The 25,488-nt window shown below is 60.3% G+C and carries 17 protein-coding genes and 1 pseudogene; 8 read left to right on the forward strand and 10 right to left on the reverse strand.

The genetic code is table 11. From position 1 onward, the window contains the following. The first annotated feature begins 623 nt into the window (after nucleotides 1-623). The 3 genes from Pla111_RS03475 to Pla111_RS03485 all read left to right on the forward strand — a co-directional run bounded on the left by Pla111_RS03475 (nucleotide 624) and on the right by Pla111_RS03485 (nucleotide 2,880). A complete protein-coding gene (locus tag Pla111_RS03475; protein WP_146571374.1) occupies nucleotides 624-1,313 on the forward strand; it encodes a hypothetical protein in 690 nt (229 codons plus the stop codon). 9 nt (nucleotides 1,314-1,322) lie between these two features. Beyond that, nucleotides 1,323-2,336: a toprim domain-containing protein gene (locus Pla111_RS03480; protein WP_146571376.1), complete on the forward strand. Its 1,014-nt coding sequence runs from the start codon at nucleotides 1,323-1,325 to the stop codon at nucleotides 2,334-2,336. A 259-nt stretch (nucleotides 2,337-2,595) separates the two neighbouring features. Beyond that, nucleotides 2,596-2,880, forward strand: a complete 285-nt coding sequence (locus tag Pla111_RS03485) for a hypothetical protein (protein WP_146571378.1) — start codon at nucleotides 2,596-2,598, stop codon at nucleotides 2,878-2,880. Nucleotides 2,881-2,986: 106 nt separating this feature from the next. Here the strand turns inward: Pla111_RS03485 and brxL are convergent, their stop codons facing one another. From brxL to Pla111_RS03530, 9 genes and pseudogenes are all read right to left on the reverse strand, one after another. Beyond that, complete coding sequence (gene brxL / locus Pla111_RS03490; protein ID WP_197524705.1) at nucleotides 2,987-5,005, reverse strand: BREX system Lon protease-like protein BrxL; 2,019 nt, start codon at nucleotides 5,003-5,005, stop codon at nucleotides 2,987-2,989. A 24-nt stretch (nucleotides 5,006-5,029) separates the two neighbouring features. After that, a complete protein-coding gene (gene pglZ, locus Pla111_RS03495) occupies nucleotides 5,030-7,363 on the reverse strand; it encodes a BREX-1 system phosphatase PglZ type B (RefSeq protein ID WP_146571382.1) in 2,334 nt (777 codons plus the stop codon). 107 nt (nucleotides 7,364-7,470) lie between these two features. Beyond that, on the reverse strand, nucleotides 7,471-10,962 hold the full coding sequence (locus Pla111_RS03500; protein ID WP_146571383.1) for an Eco57I restriction-modification methylase domain-containing protein: 3,492 nt from the start codon (nucleotides 10,960-10,962) through the stop codon (nucleotides 7,471-7,473). Next, nucleotides 10,959-14,513 carry an Eco57I restriction-modification methylase domain-containing protein gene (locus Pla111_RS03505; RefSeq protein WP_146571385.1) on the reverse strand — a complete coding sequence of 1,185 codons (3,555 nt, stop codon included), beginning with the start codon at nucleotides 14,511-14,513 and terminating at the stop codon, nucleotides 10,959-10,961. The genes Pla111_RS03500 and Pla111_RS03505 overlap by 4 nt, the downstream gene beginning before the upstream one ends. A gap of 2 nt (nucleotides 14,514-14,515) precedes the next feature. Beyond that, complete coding sequence (gene brxC / locus Pla111_RS03510) at nucleotides 14,516-17,950, reverse strand: BREX system P-loop protein BrxC (RefSeq protein WP_146571387.1); 3,435 nt, start codon at nucleotides 17,948-17,950, stop codon at nucleotides 14,516-14,518. A 24-nt stretch (nucleotides 17,951-17,974) separates the two neighbouring features. Further along, entirely contained in the window at nucleotides 17,975-18,520 is a 546-nt protein-coding gene (locus tag Pla111_RS03515) for a BREX protein BrxB domain-containing protein (RefSeq protein ID WP_146571389.1), read from the reverse strand. Next, a complete protein-coding gene (locus Pla111_RS03520; RefSeq protein ID WP_146571391.1) occupies nucleotides 18,507-19,301 on the reverse strand; it encodes a hypothetical protein in 795 nt (264 codons plus the stop codon). Before Pla111_RS03520 ends, Pla111_RS03515 begins: the two co-directional genes overlap by 14 nt. A gap of 148 nt (nucleotides 19,302-19,449) precedes the next feature. Beyond that, nucleotides 19,450-19,575, reverse strand: a pseudogene (locus Pla111_RS17555) (helix-turn-helix domain-containing protein); the annotation flags it as partial. Nucleotides 19,576-19,780: 205 nt separating this feature from the next. Then, nucleotides 19,781-20,719 carry an ArdC family protein gene (locus Pla111_RS03530; RefSeq protein WP_197524707.1) on the reverse strand — a complete coding sequence of 313 codons (939 nt, stop codon included), beginning with the start codon at nucleotides 20,717-20,719 and terminating at the stop codon, nucleotides 19,781-19,783. Nucleotides 20,720-21,091: 372 nt separating this feature from the next. On the opposite strand from Pla111_RS03530, the gene Pla111_RS03535 reads away from it, so the two are divergent. From Pla111_RS03535 to Pla111_RS03555, 5 genes are all read left to right on the forward strand, one after another. Next, the gene (locus Pla111_RS03535) at nucleotides 21,092-21,511 is read left to right on the forward strand and encodes a DUF6876 family protein (protein ID WP_146571395.1); all 420 of its coding nucleotides are present in this window, start codon (nucleotides 21,092-21,094) and stop codon (nucleotides 21,509-21,511) included. Nucleotides 21,512-21,732: 221 nt separating this feature from the next. Further along, nucleotides 21,733-22,338, forward strand: a complete 606-nt coding sequence (locus tag Pla111_RS03540) for a hypothetical protein (RefSeq protein WP_146571397.1) — start codon at nucleotides 21,733-21,735, stop codon at nucleotides 22,336-22,338. A 12-nt stretch (nucleotides 22,339-22,350) separates the two neighbouring features. Beyond that, nucleotides 22,351-22,653 (forward strand): RNA 2'-phosphotransferase, encoded by a 303-nt coding sequence (locus tag Pla111_RS03545; protein WP_146571399.1) that lies wholly within the window; start codon nucleotides 22,351-22,353, stop codon nucleotides 22,651-22,653. A 100-nt stretch (nucleotides 22,654-22,753) separates the two neighbouring features. Next, a complete protein-coding gene (gene pnuC / locus Pla111_RS03550) occupies nucleotides 22,754-23,374 on the forward strand; it encodes a nicotinamide riboside transporter PnuC (RefSeq protein WP_231930631.1) in 621 nt (206 codons plus the stop codon). Then, entirely contained in the window at nucleotides 23,371-24,351 is a 981-nt protein-coding gene (locus Pla111_RS03555; RefSeq protein ID WP_146571402.1) for an AAA family ATPase, read from the forward strand. Before pnuC ends, Pla111_RS03555 begins: the two co-directional genes overlap by 4 nt. Nucleotides 24,352-24,402: 51 nt before the next feature. Here Pla111_RS03555 and Pla111_RS03560 read toward each other — a convergent pair whose 3' ends face one another. After that, nucleotides 24,403-25,470, reverse strand: a complete 1,068-nt coding sequence (locus tag Pla111_RS03560) for an integrase core domain-containing protein (RefSeq protein ID WP_146571404.1) — start codon at nucleotides 25,468-25,470, stop codon at nucleotides 24,403-24,405. Nucleotides 25,471-25,488: the final 18 nt, after the last annotated feature.

The following is a 25,488-nucleotide window of genomic DNA, read 5'->3' on the forward strand; positions in this document are numbered from 1 at the left end:
CCGGTGAGAAAAGCGTGGCCGAGATTCGGCCTTCGCTCCAAGCACCGTAGCACGATTCTTCGTCAGTTATCCACCACTTTCTGCACGGCGGGTGCTCGCGATGCGTCACGAACGTCAAAGACGTGCGCCCACATTGGGTCGGCCTGGTTGCTTGCCCTTATCGACCGTGGAGTCCGGGGCAGTCGCTACAAGCCGCCCGCCTCGCTCGTGTTTCGCTCGGCTGCCGCTCGTGCCATCAAAGAAAACCTCTCGCACTTTTGCGTGCTCGCCGCGTGTTCGTGGTGCGGCATGAGGCATGCGACGGGCGGTGTTCGTTTCTGTGTCTACTGGTGAGAAACCCCTCCTCCGCTGCCTATCCGGTCGTGCTCTCAACCGCTCACGCCGCGTCATGACGCAGCGAGATGTCAGCGCTCCGTACGAACGCTTTGCGGCCAAGACATCGAGCTGGTGCCTACGGTGCGAGCGCCCCGCCCGTGCATTGCTTCAGCGTGCGGCATGGGCACCGAACGGACGCTGCCACCGGTCGCGCTCTCTCCGTCCGAGGCGTTGGCTTCGCTTGGTTTGTGGCCGTGCTGCACGGCGCACGATCAGGAGTGGGCGAGCGCCGCCCGGGTGTTCGTCGGGTGATTCCTCTCTGCTCGCCCGAGCCGCCCAGCGACCGCACGCCCCTGTGGATAACCTATCGCTCGGGCAAGTCATTCGTTGCTTCGCCCGCGGAGAGCGTGGTAGGGTGGTTGGTGCAGCAAGGAGGCGGCATGACCAAAACGACTTTCAATCTCACCCAGGCTGGGCGGATCATCGGCAAGAGCCGAGCGACGGTCCAGCGGGCGCTCGCGAGCGGCAAACTCTCGTACGAACTCGACGAGAACCAGAACCGGATCGTCCGGGCTGATGAGTTGATTCGCGTCTACGGCGACCAGGCGAAGTTTGACCGGGCGGAGGGTAGGGGACCCGCCACCGAGGCTCCGCCGCCCGAGGCGACCCGCTCTGAACTATCGCCGCAGTTTCTGAAGCTGCAGGATCAGCTGATCTCACAGTACCGGGGGGAGGTCGAACGGCTGGAATCGGCCCTCAAGCGGGCCCAAGAGGGACAGAACCTGATCACCAGCCTGATCGAAGACCAACGCTCGAGCGAGGCCAAGTGGCAAGCGACCTTCGAAGCCCAGGCCGAGACGATCGCCAACCGTCTCGCTTCGCAGAACAACGAGCAGCTCAAGCGTCTAGAAACCCGCCACGAAAAAGAGACCGCCCAACTCAAGAAGCTCGTGCAGGCCGAGCGGAGCAAGTCGCTTTGGCGGAAGCTGTTCGGTTGAGGAGTGGGGATGCGTGAACTGGACCGCCAATCGGAACTGGAAGCCTTCAAACGGATCAACCTGAGCCTGATCGCCGCCGAGTACGGCTACGAACTCGACCGCCGCAAATCAACCAAGCACTCCGCCCTGATGCAGAGTGGGGCCGACAAGATCATCATCGCCCAGAATGCTCAGCACTACGTTTACTGCAGCGTTTACGACCCCGCGTCGAGCGGCACCGCGATCGACTTTGCGCAACGGGTGATCGAGCCGGGTTGCTCGCTTGGCCGCGTACGGCAGCTGCTGCGGCCTTTCCTCAGTGGCGGCTACGCAGCAGAGATCCGCCAGAAGCGGGCAGGGAGCTTCGCCCCGCAGATCAAGCCGAGTGAGACCGATCTGATCGGAGTTGCCGCCCGGTACGCTTCTTTCGTTCCTATCGCCCAATCGCATCCGTACTTGTGTCAACAGCGAGGTGTACCTGCCGAGCTGCTCAGTGACGTACGCCTCCGTGGCCGCATCGCCTGTTGCCCTCGCCGGGGCAGCGCGGTGTTCCCGCACTGGGGGCAGGCCGGCGGAGGAGGGGACCGCTGTCTGGTCGGCTACGAGATTAAGGGCCCCGGCGTGAACCTGTTCAGCAAAGGGGGCCGCAAGGGGCTTTGGATGTCGGCCGGGTTGCCCGGTGACCGGGTGCTTGCCTTTGCCGAGAGCGGACTCGATGCGGTTTCTTACCTCGCCGTACGTGGGAAGGACTCTGTACGTGTTGCTTCGCTCAGTGGGCGGATGAACCCGCAGCAGCCCGAGTTGGTGCTTTCTGCGATCCGGCGGATGGAGGAGGGGGCTCGTGTCGTCGCGGCGTTCGACAACGACGAGGCGGGCGACGCTCTGACGGACGAACTGGCTCAACTGGTCGAACGATCGGGCCGAGCCGATCTAGAGTTTCTTGACGACCGCCCCGCCGAACGTGGCGCCGATTGGAACCAAGTGTTGATGCGATCTCGGGGCTGCGTGTCCACCGTCTTCAAGTTGCCAAGTCTTGGGCAGTAGGAGGAGGGGAGACCGATGACCAAGCCCTCCTCGCCCAGCCTAGAGAAGACCCTTGTGATCAAGCGATTGCTGGCCGCGAAGTTTGGGATAGCCGCCAGCGAGTTCACCAGACCGAAGAAGAAACGTCGGGCCACTCCTACGCCCAAGCGGAGGCGGCGACGACGTCCGAAGCCTCAGCAGAGACGACGGCAGCTCCGAAGGCCGCGACGCTAAGAAAACGCTTGGCAACCTCGGCTGGCTGTGGCAGTGTGCTCTGCAGATGAAAGAGAGCCAGTACGACCAACTCCAAGCCAAGAAGCACGACGCACACCCGATCGTCCGCCAGATCATCGACCGCGATTGCCACGTCGCCGAATCAGAACGTGCCGTAGTCCGGCACGTGATCGGCAAGCTCGCCGATGGGTACCAGACCTTCCGCGAGCTGCCCAAAGCCGAGCGACGCCGCTTCATCCAGGGGTGCCTGGACGTCCACCACGCGAATCGTGCCGAGTACGAGGCGGTGATGTGGCCGCGGTACGACCGACCCGACATGCCTGGGCCGTAGCCGACCCCCGGCGTCATTTTCCCTAATCTTTATTATCACTCCAAGTTCAATCAGCAGGATTATTCTTTCGGTTGAAAGAATTCCTTACTCAGATGAGGGTCGATGACTACTCTTGAATCGCCTTCAAGACCGCGTCGCGGGCGTCGGAGTAGAACTGGATGTCCACCTTCGTTGCCATGTCGTCGGACAAGTCAAACAAGTCTTTTCGGCAGGAGACCGGCATAAGCAAGGCAGACGCACCCTTCTCGACAGCGATCTCTGCTATTGAAACGGCATTGTGGACTGGCTCGATCGATCCACCCAGGTTGATCTCCCCGCAGACGATCAATCCGCCACGTACACTTCTCTTCAGCAAAGCTGTCGACATTGCGAGCAGTGCGGCGACTCCTAACTTCGAGCCAGTCTTCGCGGCGTCGAAGGCCCTCAACTGAACAGAGAACTCATGCTGCCTGGGGTCCTTGTCGCCTACAAGTTGACTCGCCCTAGCGTAGAGATTTTGCTGGGCAAACCCTATCGACTCTCTAAACGGGCCAGGGACCGGCTTGTTGAGTATCTTGACTGTTGAGCCGGGACCTTCCGTAACCTCGATACGAAAGAGCCCAGGGTTCTCGTCCATCCCACCTGGGCTGATCGACCAAACCTGCCCTGGCTCAAGAGGATCTTCCCCAATGCCTCCCTCGCTCTGCAATTCGGGCGTGGTGACGAACTTCTCGACGCCGTCTTCACCGATTACGTAACTGAAATGCGTATTCCGGAACTCGGCGGCCCCGATCCGTTTCTGCTGCTCCTTGACCCGTCGGCGGGCCTCCAGCGCCAGGCGGACGGCCCACTCGAGGTCCTCTTCGGGAACCTCCGTCTCGCCCGGGTAGAGCAGCTTCAGCAAGCCGCTGACGGTCTTGTTGACGGCGTTGGTGTCGCGACCGCTGAGGGCGCCACCGAAGTAAACGCGGCCCTGAAGAGCAGACACTCGGCTCTGCGTGCGGAGTCGACTCCAGCACTCCGACAGGAAGTCGCTAACCAAGCCGAAGTGGTCCGTCAGGACCTCCTTGCTCACCTTCGGCACGTCCCACCCGGGCAGGTAGGCGTGGAGGCGGTCCATGAACGCCGTGTCGTCTCGCATCTCCGGAGGCAGCGGGCCGAACAGATGCCCCACCCGCTGCTGGTGCTCGACGTCCACATCGAAGTTGCCGACCAGGACGATGCCGCCGTCGGCTCGGATCGTCTCCTTGCCCCGGCTGAACTCGCCGGACTCCATGTAGCCCTTCATGATGTTGACGCCGTCCTTCTGGTCGAAGGAGATGCCCGACACCTCGTCGAAGCACACGACGTCGTACTGGCACACCAATCCCCGTTGTCCCGTTCCGAGGTTGACGAACATCTGAGCGACGGTCGCTTTGCCGCCGGAGATCAAGCGGGCGTAGGGCGAAACCTGCTGGAAGAGGTGACTCTTGCCCGTCCCCCGCGGTCCCAGTTCGACCAGGTTGTAGTTCCGCTCGACAAACGGAACCATGCGGAGCAGGAACGCGTCGACCGACCGCGGCTCCATCCCAACCGACTCGATCCCGATGCTCCGCAGCAGGAACGTCTTCCACTGCTCGGTGGTGAACTGCTTCCTCGCTTCGGCGAGCGTGTCGAGCACGTCCCGCTTGGACAGCTGGATCTCCCGCAGCCCCTCGATGCCGAAAGGAGTGCCCTTGTTCTGCTTCCCTTCTTCGAAGTTGTAGTCGAGGAAGACTTCCGCGTAGAAGCCGCCCGTGAGCATCCGCTCATTGGCCTGCACCAACTCCGTGGCGATCGGGATGCCATTGAGCTGTAGGCTTGGAAGTGAAGCCACGTAACTGTCGGTCTTCGTGTCCAGTCGGGCACTGATCACATCGATGATCTTGACCGTGCCCTCTTCGCGCGCCTTCGCCTTGAATAGCTCTTCCTCTCCTGCCTTCACGGTGCGTGCAGCGAGCTGCTTCTGCACGATGGCGAGTCCTTCGTTGATCTCTTCTTCATCCGTACTCGCACAGAACCGTCCGAGCATGAACTCGACGACGTAGGTCGGCACTGGGAACTGGCGACTAAAGGTGCGAACCAAGTCTTTGCGGACGAGGTACCCCTGCAACGCCTTCGCGGCCACCTGGTCAATGCTGTCCAGTTGCATCTAGTTGTCCTCCGCCACGATCGTGGACTGCTGAGCCAAGAGGGCGCCGTCGTCGTCGAGCAGAACAACCCAAACCTCGTGCCCCTCTAAATCCTCATCTTGCATCACTACCGAACAAGCCGCTTTGCTGGTGAACTGCTTCTTTGCCGCCACCTGGGAGGTCGCCGGATTGGCGGCGTGGGTGCGGATGTCGACGGTCACCCCATCGACGGGCTCGGCGAGTTCGACTTTGCAGCGGAGCTGCTTCCACTCGACGCTGACGATCCTAACGCTCCGAAACGCGGCGCCACCCGCCACCACAAGGCTCATGGTAACGCACTCTTGCAGGCTGAGCCCGCCGTGGGCGTACTGCACCCCTTCCCGGTAGCAAGAAACGCCCTCGGCCAACGCGAAGCACTGGCTCGGGTTCCAAAACCATGGAAACAGCTGCTCGTCGGTTGACGCCCCCGGCTTCAGAGCGGCGCAGCGACCCCACTTGTTCTCTGATAGAGAGGCCGCCAGCGGAGTCTTCGGCAGACCACCCGGCATGAGCAGCCAGCCATGGTCCGTCACGATGCGGATCTGCTTCCACCCGGCTGCAAGCAGCTGCTGTGCTCGCTCGACCGCTTCGTTGAGCAGCAGGTCGATATGGCGGGCCAGCTTCCACCCTCGCTCGTGGCCTTCGTGGTCGATGTCTCCCATCTCGCACCACCCGCGACCGGAGGAATCTCCGTTCTCGGTCTTGCTGAGCTTCTGCCAGCCTTGCTCTTCGAGCAGCTTCTGCAACTGGTAGCCGCCTTGGAGCGATTTACCAGAAGCAGCGACCTCCGGCGTGAAGTCCTTGTTGGCGTCGGCGCCTTGGATGAGGCGCCTCACCGGGGTGACGGCGGGCTTCGCGGTTGAGGTGACGCTCGGCAAAGCACTCCACCCAACCGAGGCGCTCACGGTAAGGCTCTTCTCTTCGAGCTTCTCGGCCAGCCGCTTCGCTAGGTCGAGGCGAAGCCCGTCGATAAAGAGGTAGCAAACGCCCGCCTCAGAATCATCGGCGACCAAGTCGGTCGCCGACTTGCCGGGATAACCATCGGCGGACACGACCTTCTGCAGGTGATGAGCGGCCTCGGTCGCCCAAGGCAGGTACAAGGCCCTCAGCGCCGTCTCGACCGCGTTGAGGTCCGAGTCGGTCTGCACGGCCTCCAGCGAACGCAGCAGGCGGTCATCGGCACGCCAGGCGCTCGCCTGGTAGGCGGCCAGCATGTCTTCGGCGGTCCCAGCGGCGATCGAGTCACTCGTCACCTGGGCTAGCCCCGCAAGATGCTCGGTGGCGACCGCGAGGGGGGACATCCCCAAGGACGCCCAGACTTGGCTCCGCCGTTCGCCGTGGGACTTGTTGAGGGCCAGGACTTTGCTGCGGGCCTGCTCCGGAGTTAGTTCGGAGAGGCTCGTCAGCTCACCGCGCAGCGCCTCTTCCTGCCCGTCGTTCCACTGAGGCCAACCGCTCAGGTCGTCGAACAGCCCCTTCGGCTTCGGGGGCGCTGTCTTGCGGATCTGCTGCGGGATGTTGGGGTACCGACTCGGCGCTTCGGCGAAGCGTTCCCACACGCTGTCCCACGGCGGAGCTTTCTCGGCCAGTCGGCCCGCCGCCTCGAGTTCCCCGTCCCGCTCGGGCGAGAGTTTCAGCTGCGACTTGCAGATCTCGCCAAACGCCCGCCAGGCGTTCTCGTCGCACTTGTCACGGAACCCGGCTGGGTCGTCGATCCACTGCAGAACCTCGCGGATCGGGTCGCCGCTGGTGAGGAGCTTGTTGAAATAGTCCTTGTCGAGGTGCTTGCCGTCGAGCAGCTCCAGCCGCTCGTCGAGCAACCGGAACAGGGCGAGCCGCATCGCCCGTTTCGCTTCGTTGTCGGCGGCGACGTCCAGGCCGAGGCCGCCTTGCCTTGACTGCAGGAACGCGAGGATCGTCCAGTCCTTCGCGTTCATCTGCGACCAGATCACGCCCCGGTACTGCAGCTCGGCGAGCGGCTTCAGGTGGTCGGGGCAATTCTCCACGGCCCGCAGGTCCTGCCGCCGGACGCCTGGCAGGTAGAGGATGGGCTTTCGGTCGCTCGGCAGCTTGGTGTCCTCTGCCTTGTCGGCGATCACCACCCGCAGCCAGATCGCCGGGCCGGTCCGCTGCGCGGGATCGTAGTCCCCGAGCACGCACAGCTCGGGCAGCTCCTGAAGCAGCCGGGGCACAACCGGTTCCCACTGCCGGTCGCCGTCGGGCCAGAGGATGCACGCGGGCGCAACCTGCACGTTGGCGTTGTACGCCGCGGAGCTGCGGACCGACTCCATCAGTTTGTCGCTAATCGAAGCCATGCGTGTTCGTTCACTTTTTCGTTGCGACTTTCAAGGAGCGGCGGCGGGTCCGTTCTTCGTTGATTCGGTCTTTCTGCACGGTAACAAGGCCCGTGTTACCGTGCATTTCAAGCGTTACCTTTGGTTCTGGCGGCCGTTTTCTCGGCCAGGGTTAGGTGGTGGTCGTTGATGCGGTCCCCCTCTTTGCCGCCGTACTGGGGGCCGAGGTGGTGCCAGGGGGCGGACTCGACGTCTTTGCCGCGGTCCTTCTTCCAGTGGAGGTTGGGCTTGTCGCGGAGGATGCCCGCCCCCTTCTTGCCGCCCCCCTTCTTGCCGCCCCCCTTCTTGCCAACGTCGCCGACGGTCAACCAGGGGCGGATGTTGAGGCGGACCCCGTCGTTGAGGTCGGGGTCCCAGCCGAGGGGCTGCTCTTCGAGCGGCTTCCAGCGGACGAAGATGTCGTGGGGGGACTCCCCCTTGAGGATCAGTTCCAGCTTCGCCTTGAGGGCACTGGCGGCGTCGAGGCGCTCCTGGCTGCCGTCGACCTTGCCGAGCTGGTTCTGCTGCTGCGTGATCCAGTCGTTGAGGTAGGTGTAGATCAGCGTTTCGAGCAGCTTCTTGTCGAGCTTGTGGTAGTTCACCAGCGCCGAGAAGCCGTCCTTGAGGCCGTCCCAGACGTGCCAGACGAAGGGGCGGTGGTGGAACAACTTGCAGTGCTGCGTGAAGAACTTGTCGCGGAGCCACGACTGGAGCGGCTTCTCGGCGTGGTCGACCGCGGCGAGCAGCTGCCGCAGCTTCTCGCCGGACCAGGCCGCGCCGAAGGCGGCCGCGAGCATCCCCAGGAGCCGGTCGGCCGCGGGGGCTTCACCGCGGACCGCCGGGAGGCAGACGATGCCGTCTTTGTCGGCGAGCTTCGCCAGTTCCCCGCACGTGGCGACCAGCGTCCGGGCCCGCTCGCTCAGCCGCATCTCGGCGTCGAGTTCCGCCGGCCAGCGGTAGCCCAGCAGTCGCGCCACTGCCACCTGCAGGGGTTGCTCACTTGCCTCTGGCCGACCGTGGAAGAGCCACTGCGTCGGGTCGTCGCTCTCCGGCTCCGGCAGCCCTTCCGGATACTTTTCCGCCGCAACTGCCTGCCAGTGGGCAAGGTCGAAGGGGACCTTAACCATTGAGCCAGTCGCTGCGTCCAGGCGTTGAGTGATCTTTCGTAGGTTCTCGTGAAAGGTGAATGACGAGCAGCAGGACCAAACCGCCGGCAGGACATCTTCGGTTCGCGGTACAAGCGCAACGGCCATCTTATCGTGCTTACAACCCAGCCCGAATCCTGCGATTTGCGTGGTGATACGTCCAACTAAGACCGAGCGTTTTCCCCACGCAGCATTGCCCTGCACGCGAGCCCCGTCGGAGCGAACAAGTTCGCCACTTCCCTCTTCCCAGCGAATCACCATATGACAGTCGCTGAAAGGTTGATTGTCGAGCGGCGCACTTTGGAAGAGCTCCCATATCTTCCTTTCCCGCTCGTCGATCTCCCAAAATGAAAGCAGATAGCGATCTTTGTCACCCGTCGAAAGCCCTTCGGCACAGCGTGCGTATTCCTCTAGGTGGGTGCTGGAGCCAAGGGAATCTAAGGACACCACAGCATCCGGATTCTTCCGCTGCCCCGCCTGCGGCAGTTGTCGCAGCTCGGCGGCTTGGTCCGCTTGGCCCAGCTCGCCCCGCAGCAGGGCGGCCTTCTCGTCGGCGTCACGGCCGGGTGAAGCGTCGAGGCCAAGCATGGCGTGGGTGTCGGCGGGACCGGATTGCGTGAGCGTCAGCAACGCGACGTTCACGACGTGCCCACCGATCGTCTCGAAGGCGCCCGGCCCAAGCCGAGCGACGAGGTCCCACTGCTCGTCGCGTAGCAACCGCTCGCGGAGCTTCTTGTAGGTGGTGAGGAAGAGCCAGTTCTGCGGGCTGACGACCGCGACGCTACCGCCCCGGGCGAGCCAGCCGAAGCTGCGGCTGACGAGCATCGTGGCGAGGTCGGCCTTGGCGTCGGCCTCGTGCTTCTCGGCCCAGCTCTTGAGGAGGTCCGACTGCTTCCCCCGGCCCAGGTAGGGGACGTTGGTGACCACCAGCGTGTAGTCCCCGGCCAATAGCTCGACCGCCTTGACCATGCCGGCCGCCGCCACGGCCCGCTCGCGGACCTCGACGTCGGCCTGCTCCGCAGAGAGCGTCGCGGTCAGGTAGGGGCGGAGCGTCTCGTAGTCGGCGGCAATCAGGTCCTTGGGGAGCGACGTGGGGTCGATCAGCGAACCGAGCGTCGGCGCCTGCGAGAAGAGCTGGTGCAGGTTCAACAGGCCGTTCTCGATCGGCTCGCGGCCCCCCCGCGGCATCGGGACGCCCGACGCCTCGGCCAGGTGGAGCCACTCTTCTTCCGAGCACTGCGGGCCGATCCCCGAGCAGGCGATGTGCAGCTCCGGCAGTTCGCGGTAGCCGGCCAGCTTCCACGCCTCCATCGCGACGTTGAACGCGGCGATCTGGCAGCAGCGTTCGTCGATCTCTAGCCCGTGCAGGTTGTCGCGCAGCACGGCGTCGACCGCCTCGGTCGCCGACAACTCTTCCAGCTCCATCCGCATCGGAGTCAGCATCAACAACGCGGCCACCAGAAAATGCCCGCTACCACAACACGGGTCGAGCGTTTTGAGTTCGGAGAGCGATTCGGGCCAAGCGTCGAAGGTTCCGGCTGCTGGTGTCCACGGGCCAGTGTTCTCTTCGCCTTCACCTTCGTCACCCGATGACGTGCGGACAAACCGCAGGTATTCGAACGGAACGTCTGGCAACGAGGCTTTATCGCGAAGCTCTTGTTCACTCTCGGCGTTCTGCAGGTCGTCTTCAGAAAGTCGTCTCGCTGCCCACCAAGCGCCCAACGAGTTATCGAGCAGAAAGCTGACCATGTACGGTTCGGTGAACAACTGCGTCACCGCGGGTAGTTCTCTAGCCCCGATCTTCACCTCGGACTCGTTGATCGCCTTCTTTCGCTTCGTTTGCCAAAACTGGTAGACCCAGCCGAGGGAATCGGACGCCGTAAACACCTCCGGTGGTAGCTCGGAGAGCAGTTGTTCGAGCCGCTGCTGTTTCTCCGGCGGCAGATCGAGGGCAAAGGCCGGCGATTCGATCCGGAAGATCTGAGGGAGCATCTTGGTGGCGAAGCGCGCCGCCAACTCCCAGCCATTCGCCGCCCCTTCATCGGCTGCCAAGTCCTCGCAGTCTTCGAGACTGACCGCGACCGGTTCGTCTGGGTCGGGGTACATCAGCAGCTGGTTCTCGGCAAGAAACCTCGCGAAGAGCATCCGGTGCCAGTGCTCGTAGGCGATCTCCTCGACTAGCCGGTAAAGTTCCTGTTCCTCGGATTTGGAGTCCCGCTTATCTCCGAGCTGCCGGCCGTGGATGCGAAGCTTGCGGCGGAGATCGCGTTCGTCCTCCGTAAGGTGCAAATCGGGCTTGGCCCGACCAACGCCGAGCTGATTGCACGACGCCCGAGCAGCATCCTCCGCCACGTCACGGGCCTCCTTAACCGTCGCTTCGAGTATGCTGCGAAGCTGCTTGTCGAGCGGTTTTAGATGCGATTCTGTGACAGTCATGCTCCCACCTCTACTGTTGATTCCAAGCGGGCAGCCTTCTTCTCTTCCAAGGTGAGATGGTGGTCGTTGATACGGTCCCCCTCTTTGCCGTCATACTCGAGGCCCAGGTGGTACCAGGGGGCTGATTCGACGTCTTTGCCCCGGTCTTTGGTCCACTTGCAGTTCGGCTTGTCGCGAAGGACGCCTGCTCCCCTCTTGCCCACATCGCCGACGGTCAACCACGGGCGGATGTTGAGGCGGACCCCGTCGTTGATGTCCGGGTTCCAGCCGATCGGCTGCTGTTCGAGCGGTTTCCAGCGGACGAAGATGTCGTGTGGTGACTCTCCCTGGAGGATCAGTTCTAGCTTCGCCTTGAGGGCGTTGGCCGCGTCGAGCCGCTCTTGGCTACCGTCCACGTTGCCGACTTGGTTCTTCTGTGTCTTGATCCAGTCGTTCAGGTACGTGTAGATCAGCGTTTCTAATAGCTTGTTGTCGAGCTTGTGATAGTTGACCAGTACCGAGAAGCCGTCTTTCAGCCCGTCCCAGATCTGCCAGATGAAAGGGCGGTGGTGAAACAGCTTGAAGTGCTGTGCGAAGAACTTGTCGCGGAGCCACGACTCGAGCGTCTTGCCGGTGTGGTCGGCCCCCTCTAGTAAGCTGTCTCGCCAGGCGGGAAAGCTGTCGGGCAGTGACGGTTGCCAACCGCGACGCCACAAGTCCACGGTGACCCCATCATTTGAATCGGCGGCGTCTAACTTATCGCGGAAGACTTGCTCCTGGGCTCTGGCATCTTCGTACGCACGGTGGAGCAAGTTCAGCAGTCGATCTTCGGCGGGCTGCTCGGTGCCGACGGCGGGAATACAGACGATGCCGTCGTCGTCGGCGGTGTCATTTTGGGAAGAGTCGGTGAGCTGACTGCTCCGCTCGACCCAGGCGCGGGCGTCGGTGGCCAGTTCCATCTCCGCATCCAGTTCCGCGGGCCACCGATAGCCGAGCAGCCGAGCCACGGCTACTTGCAAGGCGTCGGTGCTGCTGGCCGGGTGGCCGTGGAAGAGCCATTGCGTCGGATCGTCCGAGTAGGGCTCAGGAAGTCCGTGGGGGTACTTTTCGGAAGCGACTTGCTGCCAGTGCGCAAGGTCGAACGGGATCTTACCAACGTATCCGTTGTCAACGCTCAGCTTCTGGTTGACCTTTCGCAACTCGATAGTGAAGTCAGAGGAGCTGACGTACAACCAAACTGGCAACAAAAGACCATCGGATCTCACAATAATCACTGGCGTTGAGTTTGCGAATTTCTCGCCTGTATAGATACTGGCGGGGAGACTACTCATCTGGCCAATTATTACCCCCCGACCTTTATGGGCATCTTCCCCTCTTATCGCAGCGCCATCGAATGCCACAACGTTTTCCCAATCTACGACGTTTTCTTTTCCTGCATAACATTGTGTGGATCTAGGTACGGTTTCCAATAACCTCCAACGCGAAGAAGTACTCTCGAGCTCCCAAAACTCGAACGCGAATCGTGGATTGTCACCCGTGGATGTGCCCTGGTAGCAGTACGCAGACTGTGATAGCAAAGGTAAGCCCGACTTTGGACTGAGTTGCACGATTGAGTCTTCATTCTCGAGCTGGTCAATTTGTTGTGTTAGCACGGCATTGGACTCAATGAGTGCGATGGCCTTATCGTCGACGGATGTCTGGTCTGCAACGTCGAAGTTGCAGATCGTCGAGCTTGGCCTTGCCTCCGACAAGAGCTGGCCCTCGCGGAAAACGCGATGTGATGTAACTAATAGAATTGCTTTGACGACTTCTCCACCGATCTCGCGAAATGCTCCAGGGCCAAGACGGGCAAGCAGGTTCCAAGTTTCCTCTTCCAAAACCCGTTCGCGAAAGCATGCATATGTTCGAAGGAAAAGCCAATTCTGCGGAAGAACAAGAGCAGTTGCGCCGTCGTCCTCGGTGAATTCAAGGCAACGCCGCATTGCAGTTGTAGCCAAGTCTCCTTTCGCGAGATCGTAGTTTGACGACGAGAAGTCTTGAAGTTGCGGACTCTGTTTCGCCCTCGCAAGGTATGGAACATTCGTAATCACAAAACCAAATCGCTTAGAGAGTAGAACTATCGCTTTTGCCATGCCATGCGCCACCACGGCAGACTCGTGGATTTGGGAGTTTGGCTCGGCAGCCAGTACCTCTTCCAGAACGCCTGCAAATTCTTGCCAGTTAACTCCGAGCGGAAGTCCAGATTTCTTCGGATTAAACAAACTTCCCAACAATGGCGCATCTTTGAACTCATCGTACATCCAATCGAGTGCGATCCTGAGCTGGTTGTCTCCCCCGGCGAGCTTCTTCCATTCGTCCTTGGCCACGCTGACACTTAAGCCGCAGCAAGCCACATTCAAATCGGGCAGCACACGGTAACCACTGGCATTGGGAAATCGCCAAGCTGCCAAGGCCAACGCGAAGGCCGCTAGCTCGACACAACGCTGGTCAATCTCCAGGCCGTGCAGGTTCTCACTCAGCACGCGATCCACTGCTTCGGTCGCCGACAACTCTTCCAGCTCCATCCGCATCGGAGTCAGCATCAACAACGCGGCCACCAGAAAATGCCCGCTACCACAACACGGGTCGAGCGTTTTGAGTTCGGAGAGCGATTCGGGCCAAGCGTCGAAGGTTCCGGCTGCTGGTGTCCACGGGCCAGTGTTCTCTTCGCCTTCACCTTCGTCACCCGATGACGTGCGGACAAACCGCAGGTATTCGAACGGAACGTCTGGCAACGAGGCTTTATCGCGAAGCTCTTGTTCACTCTCGGCGTTCTGCAGGTCGTCTTCAGAAAGTCGTCTCGCTGCCCACCAAGCGCCCAACGAGTTATCGAGCAGAAAGCTGACCATGTACGGTTCGGTGAACAACTGCGTCACCGCGGGTAGTTCTCTAGCCCCGATCTTCACCTCGGACTCGTTGATCGCCTTCTTTCGCTTCGTTTGCCAAAACTGGTAGACCCAGCCGAGGGAATCGGACGCCGTAAACACCTCCGGTGGTAGCTCGGAGAGCAGTTGTTCGAGCCGCTGCTGTTTCTCCGGCGGCAGATCGAGGGCAAAGGCCGGCGATTCGATCCGGAAGATCTGAGGGAGCATCTTGGTAGCAAAGCGCGCCGCCAACTCCCAACCATTCGCCGCCCCTTCATCGGCTGCCAAGTCTTCGCAGTCTTCGAGGCTGACCGCGACCGGTTCGTCCGGGTCGGGGTACATCAGCAGCTGATTCTCGGCAAGAAACCGCGCGAAGAGCATCCGGTGCCAGTGCTCGTAGGCAATCTCCTCGACTAGCCGAACAACCTCTTGAACTTCCGTCTTCGGGTCACGCTCGTCGCCAAGCTGCCGGCCGTGGATGCGGAGGCGTCGACGCAAGTCACGCTGCTCTTCACTCAAGTGAGCGTCCGGCTTGGCGCGGCCTATGCCGAGCTGCATGCAGGCGGCTGCCGCCGCCTCTTCCGCAACGTCACGCGCTGCTTCAACGGCCTTCTCAAGCTTGCTGCGAAGCTGTTTGTCCAATGGCTCTAGTTCCTGGGCGGATGGCATGCTCATTTGATAACCACCGGGCCTTTCTCAACGGCGGCGATCATCTGGGCCATCACTTCCTCGACCCACTGCTTCACATCGTCTCGCGTCTTGAGCGTCCGACGAGGCAACTCAACCGTGACGGCGTCCGGCTCAACCAACTTGGCCGTCTTCTCCCGGGCACGGGCGAAGCGGCCGGGAAGCGCTTCGATACGGTCGTCCCAACTAGCGACGGGGTAATCACGAAGGGCCCCGATGAGTTCTTCCTGCGTAGCAACCGATATCTCGGCAATGGCTTCGATGCCACAATCATGCTTGACAGCTGTCTGCTGCTCACTACTGAGCTGTTGCCACAACGCATCCGCCTCTAGCGTCTTCATTCCTTCGGAAAGTCGCTCGTTGTAGAGGGTGTGCTTGGTAGTCAATTCGCTCCTGAGCGTGCCCTCCACCGATTTGACGAGCGGCGTAATTGGGTCTGGCTCCGCTAGTAGCAGACGCTCACGCAGAATCGCGTCGGCCTGTTCGCGCGCTTCATCAGCGGCCTTTACGTGTCCCGCGTGTAGCAAGACGCTTTGCAGCTCACTCCAGATCGGCCACCGTGCGGCGATCTTCTTTCCGGTTGCCTGCCACTCGTCAATGTGGCTCTTCAGCTCCTCGCGGCTGTTGTAGACAACGAGTAATTGCTCGTTACCACTGGCCAGTCGTATCTCTTCCGCAAGCGTCTGGTCGGGGACTAAGGGCCTCGGCGCTTCACCACCGGCTAAGGCCCCCAACTCCTTGAGCTTGGTGACAAACTGCGGCATTGCCCCCAGTTCCTCGCCGGGCTTCACCGAGATGTCGACCTGCGGAAGCAGCTTGCGGATCTGAATCCGCTGCGGTGTGGTGACGGTAGTCGACTCGATCTTGAAGGTGACTTTGCCGATGGAGTTGCGTTCGAGATCACGCGGATCAACGACGGCGCCTTTCTCGTCGTGGGCTCGGATCGCCCCCGAGATCAACAGCACCTGCAGTGCCCCATCGATCGTGTCGCGATCCCAACCGTAGTCCGGTCCGCCGAAGTGCGTTCTCAGGTCCACACCTTTCTTACCGGCCGCGATGTACCCGATAACCGCTTTGCAAACCGGGTGCTTATCGGTCTCGCCCTCATAACCAACAGCTTTCAAAGCATCGGGAGCGCCGTCTTTCGCCTTCTTGTAGACTTTATCCCAGCCAACCTTGTCGCCGATGGAGAACTGCGGGTAAAGGCGAGCAAGTGAATTCTCGGCCCCCTCGTGGATCATCTCCTGCAGGTCGTTACCCGTGATCTCATTGCCCCCGCCCTGGAGCACGCGCGCTCCCTGAAAGCACTCGTCCAAAAGCTGCTTGATCTTTCCCTCGGCTACGTTCTTCGTCGTTTCCATTGCAGAGCGGGCTTCCTTGCCCTCTGGCGAGTCGGGAAAGCCACGCTTTCCGAGCGTCGCCGCGGCCGCCTTGTAGTCGATGATGTGATGACGCAGATCATCGGCCGATCGTTTCGGGATAAAGACGAAGACCGTCGTCGCATTCGTGCCCGCTTGTCGTGCGTCCACCTGGACCGAGTTCAGATCGGTTGACCACTCGTCGCGAACCCAGATGGTGACTTGCTGATTGGCCTCGGCGGGCAGCTTGGAATCGAAACAAGGGTAGAGCGTCCGGCTAACTTTCGAATCGCCGTGCTGCAGGGTCTTCTTTGGCACCAATTCGCCGAACCGCGAGCGGATCCGGTCGTCGCGTTCTGATTCGATGCGATGAGCGGCGTTGGCGAGCTGGCTGCGTTGACTCAGGAACTCGTCCGTCCAGGCCGCACTCTCCTCGGTTTGTATGCGGTACTCCTCGCCGACCTTCATCAGCAGCTCGCAGCTGTCGAGCAGGCCTGGCAGTCGTGTGCGAAGGGCGCCGCTCCCCGCTTGAATATCCTCGACCAGGAGGTCGGCAATCGTATCGGCGGTGGCCTTGATGCCTAATTCGTCGTTACCCGACGCCAGCTTGTTCACTAAGAAAACAAGACCACAGGCGCGCGCCTTGAGCTTGTCGTCTTCACTGCCAGTAATCCAGCGGGTTGTTTCTTCGTAGACCTTTCGGGGAAGGATGCGCCCTTGCAGTAGTTTGTCTGCCGAATCGAAGTAGAGGTAGTCTGCCGGGATCGCGTGCGGGACTGCCTGTTCAAGATTTGTCTGGATGACTTTGTGGGCCATGCTCAGTTGGTTGCGCAGCTGGCTGTCGGTTCCTGTCTGATCGAGCACGCGCAACGCCTGCTCCCAGAATCGTCGTCGAATCGGGAGGATGGGGTAGTCGGCGGCGAACGTCGCCTTGTCGCTTTGGCGATGGGCAAGTCCCGTGTGCTGAAGATGCCTCGAAATTTCTCCCAAGTTTTCCTCCAGCTTGCCCTCCAAAGACGGGATCTTGTCGGGCTTCTTAGCCAGAATGACTTGACGGATCACGCTCTCGACATCGGCGTCGGATAACTCAATTCGGGTCGTAAACCGACCTTCGAGTTTCTTGAGGTTGGCCGTCCCGGTGACCGCCGTCTGCCCCGTACCCACAATCATCAACTTCCCTCCGATGCGCTTGCAGCACGCCTCGATCATCTCCTGAACCTCAATCGAGCGGTCGGAGTTGCTGCCGATGAACTGCTGGACTTCGTCGAGCACAACCAAAGTTAGCGGGAACTTGCTATCGACGTTCAGCGCGTCCTTGATCGCGTCGATCATCTCGTCGTTGCTGACGTCGATCACGTGCGGATACTTGTTGTTCAGCGTCTCAACGCACATTTGTGTCGAGCTAAAAAGGTTGGGCTTCAGCTGCACCAAGGCTTCGTGAAGCCCTTCAGCGACGTAGAAGTTGTCCAGCTCTTCTTGCCATTCGTCCCCTCGCTTCTCTACGAGCGCCCGCACCTCATCGAGGATCCCCTCTGAGCGAAGCCACCTCACGAAACGGGCGACCGAATACTGCTGTGGCAAACCTACCGATTTAAAGATGATCTGGAGCAAAGCTAGTCGAACACTTCCCGACGCACTCGCCCCGAGCGTACCGGAAGCCGCGTGAAGCCCACCTTCTCGCTTGGCCGCGTTTGTCAGCTCCTTAAGGTGGTCTCGGATCGATTCCGGCAGTTTGGCAACTTCTCTCGCCGTAGCGCCGTCAGAAAACTTGGTGTCGAGCCACAGAGCACGCAGCATCTTGACCAGGTGCGACTTGCCTGAGCCAAAGAACCCACTGACCCATACGCCTGGTTGTTCGGGCTTCGTAATGTTTCTGAGGTAAGTGTCGAGGATGTCGTTCATCCCCTTTTCGTACTGCCCATCGCAAACGAAAGTCTGCAGCTCGTACCGAAGCACCTGAAGTGCACCGGCGTCTTTTGCGTCGTCGTTGACGTTGGCGACTCCTTGATTCTCGAGCTTCCGGTCGAGCGGATCAACGAGGTAGATATCGCGATTCAGCATGGATCTGCCGCTGGTTGGTGTTGATTACTGATCGGCTGTGATGGGGATGGCGAGGTACCCCCACCCGTCGTAGGCGTCTAGCAACCGGTAATTGTTATCCTCATAGCTTCCTGGAAAGAAGACAACGAGGCGGCCGGGAACCATCGGCGCGAGGCGGTCGACGACTCCTTTTACGCGAAGGAACCCAAAAAGTGAGCCAACGCCCGAGACGGCCACCACATCTCCTTCCCCGACACCTTTATCAGTACAGAAGGACTCGAACCGGCTTGCGATGTCGTCCTCGTACTTCCCGAGTAGGGTGGCAAGGGTAGCTGGGTCTCGAAAGTAGCTCTTCGCGTACTTTTGGCTAGCCATCCAAGCTGCGAACGAGTCGGTCAAGTCGAACTTGGCCCAATCGTGCCCAGAACGGCGTGTGGCGATCTCGAACTCGTCGAGACATGCCCGCAAGCGAAGCTCGTCGTACTCGGGGTATACGCAGAAGATCACACGCTGCGCCGGCGCGACATCATCGCGCCAAGGCACATCAATGAAGCTCCCGTAGGAGTCGAGAAGCCGCTTAACTTTGCTCACGGAGAAGCTCCATTTCTTCTGCATTCAGGAGTCGAGGGAAAGTGACCTCGATGACCGACCCCACCCGCTTGAGCGTAATCAAGCCGCTCCTTGCTGCTGCTTCGGCTAGACGGGTCGCTTCGCCCGCCGAGCAATCAAGCAGCTTGACGTATTCCGATTCGAAGAGCAGTTCTCCACGCCCCCCACGAAGAAACGCCAGAAGAAGGGCGAAGCTCACTGCGGCTGGCGTCGCAATGACTGGGGAACGAATCTTCTTGACCCGTCCAACGAGATGGCCCGACTGGGTCCAGGTTCCAGCTAGATTTTGTGCCGTCGACTTGAGAGTCGCCTCGCTGAACCGCCCCGGATAGAGACCTTCGATGTAGGCTTCTAGCGTTCCGCGGTTGAATGGCTCGCCTTCCTTCATGTCTAGAATAAAAGGAGCGCTCAATCGTAACACCGCATCTCGCGCGTACGCAATTAGTAGGCACAACAGCTGCGGACTCTGATCCTCTCTCGCATAGAAGAAGGAGAACGACCGAAACAGCATCAGCGACGGGTCCAGACCGTAGAGCTTACGCAAATGCCTGAATGCAAGTTTTCGAGACTGAGCCGAAGGCTTGCCTAAAATGTTCTCTTCCTCGATAGCGAAGGCGTAGTCTTCTGCTGAGCGTTTCTCGCTGGCCAAAAGAGTTAGCTTTAGGTCATCCACCATCATGGTTCGCGCAAGATGCACCCCCCCGACTTCGAAACCGAAGCCGAGCCGCTTCATCGCGCGTTCCGAGCCAGTCAACTGGGGCATGGACCTGCCTGACTATCTTGATGAATTATCCGTCCCCGTCACTCGAGGAGAGTGTGTTTGGTTGCTATCGGGGTTTGCGTTTTGGCTTTGCCGACCTCTCCGTCGCGGTTAATAAGTTTTGAAGATCTACCCGCTTGTAGAGCCGATAGTTGTTGACCGGATGGCGATGCTCCACGAGTTGGCCGGTTTGCCCCCAGTTCCGTACGGTATTGGGCGACACACCGAGACATTCGGCTGCCTCTTTCACCGTTAGGTACTCGCTAAGCTTTGGCACGGCAGTACTCTCTGGCTGGACTGACCTGCTGGTTCGACGAGTCCAAAGGTTACCAAACGCTGCTCGTGATGCGAAGTGACCGATTCAGCGAGTCACGCTAAAAGAGATGACTGACTTACCACTAGGGCGCGTCAGGACAAGTGGGCGCTTTTGGCTTTCGATGCATCGATTCGCTTTGACGCACAGCTTTCATCTCGCTAGGTAGTCAACTGCTAGAGGGATCCGGGGAATTTACGCCAGCCATCACGCCGCGAATGAGATCCGCCGCGCGCTGCCCCTGCCCGGCCGCTTGGACGACAAGCTTCTTGTCATCCTTGAGCTTCTTCCGCCAGCCATCAATGTAGGCCGCCGACTGCTCGATCGTCGGCGGGCTGATCCCCGCTGCGGCACAAAGGAACGCTGAGCCCATCTCGGCGACCAATTCTTCCTTCGAGTAGTCGGGCGAGCCGAACGGGCTGACCTTCTCGCCAAGGTCACGGTTGAGGCGTGACTTGTGGCCCGTCGAATGAGCCAGCTCGTGGAAGAGCGTGGCGTAGTAAGATTCGCGAGTCTCGAAACGATCTGGGGCAGCGATGCGAACCGTATCGATCGACGGCAGGTACATTGCCGCCGAGCCCGTGTGCTGGACGACCGGGCCGGCCGGGTAGCTGGTGACGATCCGGTCCGCTTCTTCGATCGGCACGAACAGTTCTGTGGGTTCTTCGACTGGTTGCTGATCGGGAGCGACGACCCCTTCGCATTGCTCGGCGTTGAAGACGTTGTAGTGTCGCAGCACGGGGATCGTGATCTCCTCGCCGCTCTCTCGGTCTTTGGTGGCCGCTTGCTTCCAGAAGACGACGAGCGTGGACTTCTCGCCCTTCTTCACGTTGCCTTTCTGCCTGCTGATCTGATTAAAGGTCGCCCAGTAGTCGGACTCGTATCCATGAGCCCAGCTAGTCATCGCCAGCAAGAAGACGTTAATCCCTCGATAGTTCTTGCCAGTGGAAAAGCTCTTGGGCATGCCGTCAGCTTGGCCGGCTCGCTTGATCGGCTGCCGCCACGGAGCGACTCCCCAGTCCAGCAGTTCCAAGATGCGATCGGTCACCTCTTGATAGATGTCTCGCCTTGGCTTCTGTGTGCTCTTCTTCCTATCGCCTCGGGTCACGTCTACCTACCCGAAGGGCGGCGTCATGTTCGGTAGTGCTTGTGATGGCTCGCACAATATCGCTCCTTGCTACTCAGTTGTCTTCCTTTCTTGGTTGCCACATCTTTGTCGGTCGAGTCAAGCCGTTTCTGCGGTCGTATTGTTTCGCGATGAGCGAGGTCGTTGGTGTTGGTCCGTCGATAATTTCTCCTGATAGGGTCGTGTGGAAACGAAAGCCAACGATAAACGAGCGGCGCGGACGAGCGTCAAGGGACGCCTGCAGACGCGAAGACGCATCTTCGGCGTGCCTTCGGCAAACCCTGGACGCCGCCGCTGGGCCGCTCGCTTTTTTGGCTGGCATCGTTCAACAACCCTCGAAAGGAGGAACCTACGATGTCTCAAGACCAACAAACTACCGCGACGCAATTGCAGAGCGAACTCAATCAGTTCACCGGTGACCTAGAGCGTTACCGGCATAACCTGAACCGTCGCGTGATCTACACGCCGGGCGTGCAACACCTGGCCGAGCGAGCCGGCGCCTACTGGCTCATCGACGCGGTCGCGAGCTGGATCGGAAGCGACTCGTTCAACGAAGCTCTTCGGCTAGACGAGCGGCTCCAGTCGTTGCAATTCTGGGAGCTGGCGGTTGATGCCGAAAATCGCTCGGCGGTGCTCACCGCGGTATCCGACAAGGGCGAACCCCCCTTCATCACGCAGCGGATTCCGTTCACAGACTTCCCGCTAGATAGGGTCGAGATCTGGGCGGGCTTTGACGGCCGGAACTGGACGCTCTACCTGCCGAGCGAGCACTGATCGCCAATCTCAGGCCGAGCCGCTTTGCGAGAGGTGGTTCGGCCTCCGAGGGAGCCGGTCGCGAAGATTGATATCACCAACACGTAAGCACCTCCGAGAGGCGTTATGCTGCCATGTGAAGAGACGGGCCGGTCTCGACTCCCGCTCGCACCCTGGCACCGGGAGATGAAGAACTTGCCGTTGGCTACCCGCTCCATGACCTCCGATAAGGAACTTCTGCAATGACCTGGCACGCTCAGTCGGGAAGGCTCGTGCTCGCAGGCGGCGAGGCCAAGCTCTTCCGGGAAGCCGTTCTCTGCATGTGCGACATCATCGTCGGAGCCGTTGACGACGAGGAGTCTTTTTTTGACGGGGCCGCGGTGTTCGACCGGATGAGCCGGTCTCAGCAGTTGGCGTCGTTGGAAGTGGTCGTTCGGCAGCTCTTCCACCCGACGGCCGAGTGCCTGCCGCTGACGGCTTGGTCGGAGGCGACTCTGGCAAGCGTGCTCCGCGAGGTGAGGAGCCTGGTCCTTATGGAGGTCGAGGAGGGAGAACGCAACGAATTCCAGCAAACGGTCGTGGATGTGCTCGACGCCCACGAAGATATCGCGGGCTTTGAATCTGATAAGGACTGGAGCTACTTATTGGAGGCTTACGAGGACCGGTTCCTGTGGGACCTCGATTTCGAAGACGACGAAATCACCGACCTGTCGCCGGAGCAGTCATCGCAAGCACGCCTCTTGCTGGGCATTGGCGACGACTACTACTCATCGGCCCCGCCGGACCTGCTTGCGCAGGAGAGCTTGCAACAAGCGGCCAAACGGATTTGGGTGGTCATCGACGGCTAGAAGACGTTCCGGCTGACGACGCCCCTCACTTGCTCTACCACGGCACGGCCACCCGTGCTCTACCACGGCACGGCCACCCGCCATCTTGAATCGATCCTACAGCAGGGACTCGTCAAGGGCCGCCGCCACCACGTGCACATGTCGACCGATAAGGTGACAATGATCCAGGTCGGTATGCGACACGGCAAGCCCGTGCTGCTGTCGATCGACGCAAAGCGGATACTGGCGGACGGTTATGAGTTCTTTGCGACGGGCAACCGGGTTTGGTTGACCGATCACGTTCCTATTGAGTACCTGACCGCGTCACCTGTGTAACGCGGTCCCGGCCAACGCTGCGGACTCCGCACTGATGAAGCTGAACGAGTCGAACACGACACTCCTGTTGATTGCCGCCGTAGGCCTTCTCGCTACGGCGATGGCCATCTCTGGTCTCGCCAGTAGGTTGGAGTCCGCCTCTTTTATCACGGGCGCCCTGTGCGTTTGGCTCACGGTCAAACAGAATATCTGGAACTTCCCGATTGGCCTAATCAACGTCTCCACGTTCTGTGTCGTGTTCTATCAGTCACAGTTGTATGCCGATGCCGGTCTTCAAGTCGTCTACTTCGGGCTGGGCCTGATTGGTTGGTATCTCTGGTTGCACGGAGGAGCGAATCGCACGGCCCTGAAAGTGTCTCGGGCTACTGCCTGGGAACTCTCGCTGATTTGCGTCTTCATTGCTGCCTCAACGCTTGGGTTGTGGAAGGCGTTGGCCCAGGTCGGCGGTTCCGCCTCCTTCTGGGACGCCCTCACGACCTCTATTAGTTTGGCGTCGCAGTGGCTCCTCAACCGCAAACGGTTGGAGAGCTGGATCGGATGGATCATTGTGGACATTATCTACGTCCCGCTTTACATCTATAAGGACCTCTATTTGACAGCGATTCTCTACGGGCTCTTTCTTCTGATGGCCGTGATGGGCCTGCGAGCTTGGAGAGCCACGTGGCGACAAGACTCAGAAATCAACGGGGCTGAAGTGCTGGTAGAAGGGGCCATCTTATGACGCTCGGCTTCATTGTCGGGAAGTTTTATCCTCCCCACCGCGGCCACAAACACCTCATCGACACCGCCAGGCGACAAGTCGATCGCTTGATTGTGATGATTGCGCACCACCCGTCGCAGACCATTCCTGGAGAGTTGCGGCGAGCGTGGCTGGAAGAAATTCATCCCGACTGCGAGATTCATCTTGTGCCGGATGAGTTGGAGGACGACAGCCGCCAGTGGGCTGAATTCACCGTCGGCTATCTCGGCCGGCCGCCGGATGTGGTGTTCACGAGCGAGGACTACGGCCATGAGTATGCCCGGCTCATGGGTGCCCGACATGTGATGGTCGACCACGCGAGGGCAGCAGTGCCCGTATCGGGAACGCTCGTCCGTAGCGAGCCGCTGAAGCACCTTGGTTTCCTAGAGCCCTGCGTCCGTGCCTACTTCGTTCGTCGTGTTGTTCTGCTTGGGGCTGAATCGACGGGCAAGACGACTCTAGCTCAGCAGTTGGCGGAGCGGTTCAGCACGACCTGGGTCGCCGAGTACGGCCGTGAACACTGGGAGAGAAAGGTCGCCGGGCACTCAATGAGCGACCCCTTGCCCAGCTGGAGCCACGAGGAGTTCGTTGAGATTGCCGCGGAGCAGCAGGCCCGAGAGAACCTCTTGGCTCGCGAGGCCAATCGCGTGCTCATCTGCGATACGAATGCCTTCGCAACCGGCACGTGGCACGAGCGATACTATCAATCTCGCGACGCACGCGTGGACACCATCGGTGCCGCTGACAAGGTGGACTTGTACCTTCTCACGGCGCCAGACGTGGCGTTCGTTCAGGATGGCTTTCGCGACGGCGAGAAGTTTCGCTACTGGATGCACGAAGCGTTTAGGGCTCAGCTTGCAAGCTGCGCCACGCCGTGGCAATTGATCGCGGGGCCCTATGAAGAGCGCTTTGAGGCCGCCGAGTCTGCAGTGGCGGCCTTGCTTAAGGAGTCCGGCTAACTAGGCGTAAGTCGACAGCTAGCAGCTTCGATCGGGTTCAACTGGTTTCTCTCACGCCGCGACGCGTTCGTAGTGTTTAAGGACGCCGCCGAGTCGGCTGTGGCAGACGATCTGCACGTCGCCTTCGGGCGGATCGTGCTCGTCCTTCCAGATCCCGATCAGCGGTTTGTCCTCCTTCCTAGAATGCGGGCGTAGCTCGTTGTAGTAGCGGACGTACTCCTCAACCAAATAGTCGAGGTGCTTCAGGCCGAAGCCGATGAACCGGTTCAGACATTCGCCCTTGATCGAGCCGATCCATCGCTCGACGAAGGCGTTCTGGTTGGGAGAGCGAGGAGAAGTGGGCTCCACCGTGACATCCGCTTCTTCAAAGACCGCATCGAAGCGCCGGCTGTACTTGAAGTCCTTGTCGCGGACCAAGAAACGAACCGATAGATCGGCTTCTTCCGCTTGCTGCAGGAAGCTCTGCGCTTTAGCTACGACCCACTCGTCGTTCGGATGGAAGGTAGCGGGCGAGCAGATCACTCGTCTTGAGTTGACGTGCAAGAAAGCGAGCACGAAGGCCTGCTTGATCCCGGTCTTGGTCACCACTGGCTTTGAGAAGAAATCGACCTGCCAGAGTGTCTCGGCGTGCGTCGTGACGAACTCGTGCCAGGTCCCGGGGCCTCGCTGCGGTCCCGGGTGGATGCCCTCCTCCTTGAGGATCGTTCTTACCGTCGTTCTACCGACGCACTGGATGCGCAGCTTCTTCAGCTCTCCGACAATTCTTCCGTAGCCCCAGCCCGTTTCTTTGGCCAAGCGGACAACGATTTCTCGGATTGACTCCGGCGTTCCTTTACGCCCCATCTTCTTGGTTGGCTTCTTGCCGTTTCTTACTTCTCGCTGCCACCTCTGGTAGGTTCGGGGGCTAACGATGGTGATGACTTCGAGAACTCCTCTTCCTATGGCCCCGCCCAGCTTCAGTAGCCGCTCACGCTCATCGTTGTCGAGGAAGATGCGGTTCTTCGGGATCCGCTTGCGGAGCATCTCGTTCTCCGCTTTGAGAAACTCGACCTGTTTGCGGAGCTGGTCTTCGGTAGAACCGGCCAGCAAGAACAGTAGCGGAGAGAACCAGCTCGACATCGAGAGCGCCTTCCAGAG

Source organism: Botrimarina hoheduenensis, from assembly GCF_007859815.1.
GTDB lineage: Bacteria > Planctomycetota > Planctomycetia > Pirellulales > Lacipirellulaceae > Botrimarina > Botrimarina hoheduenensis.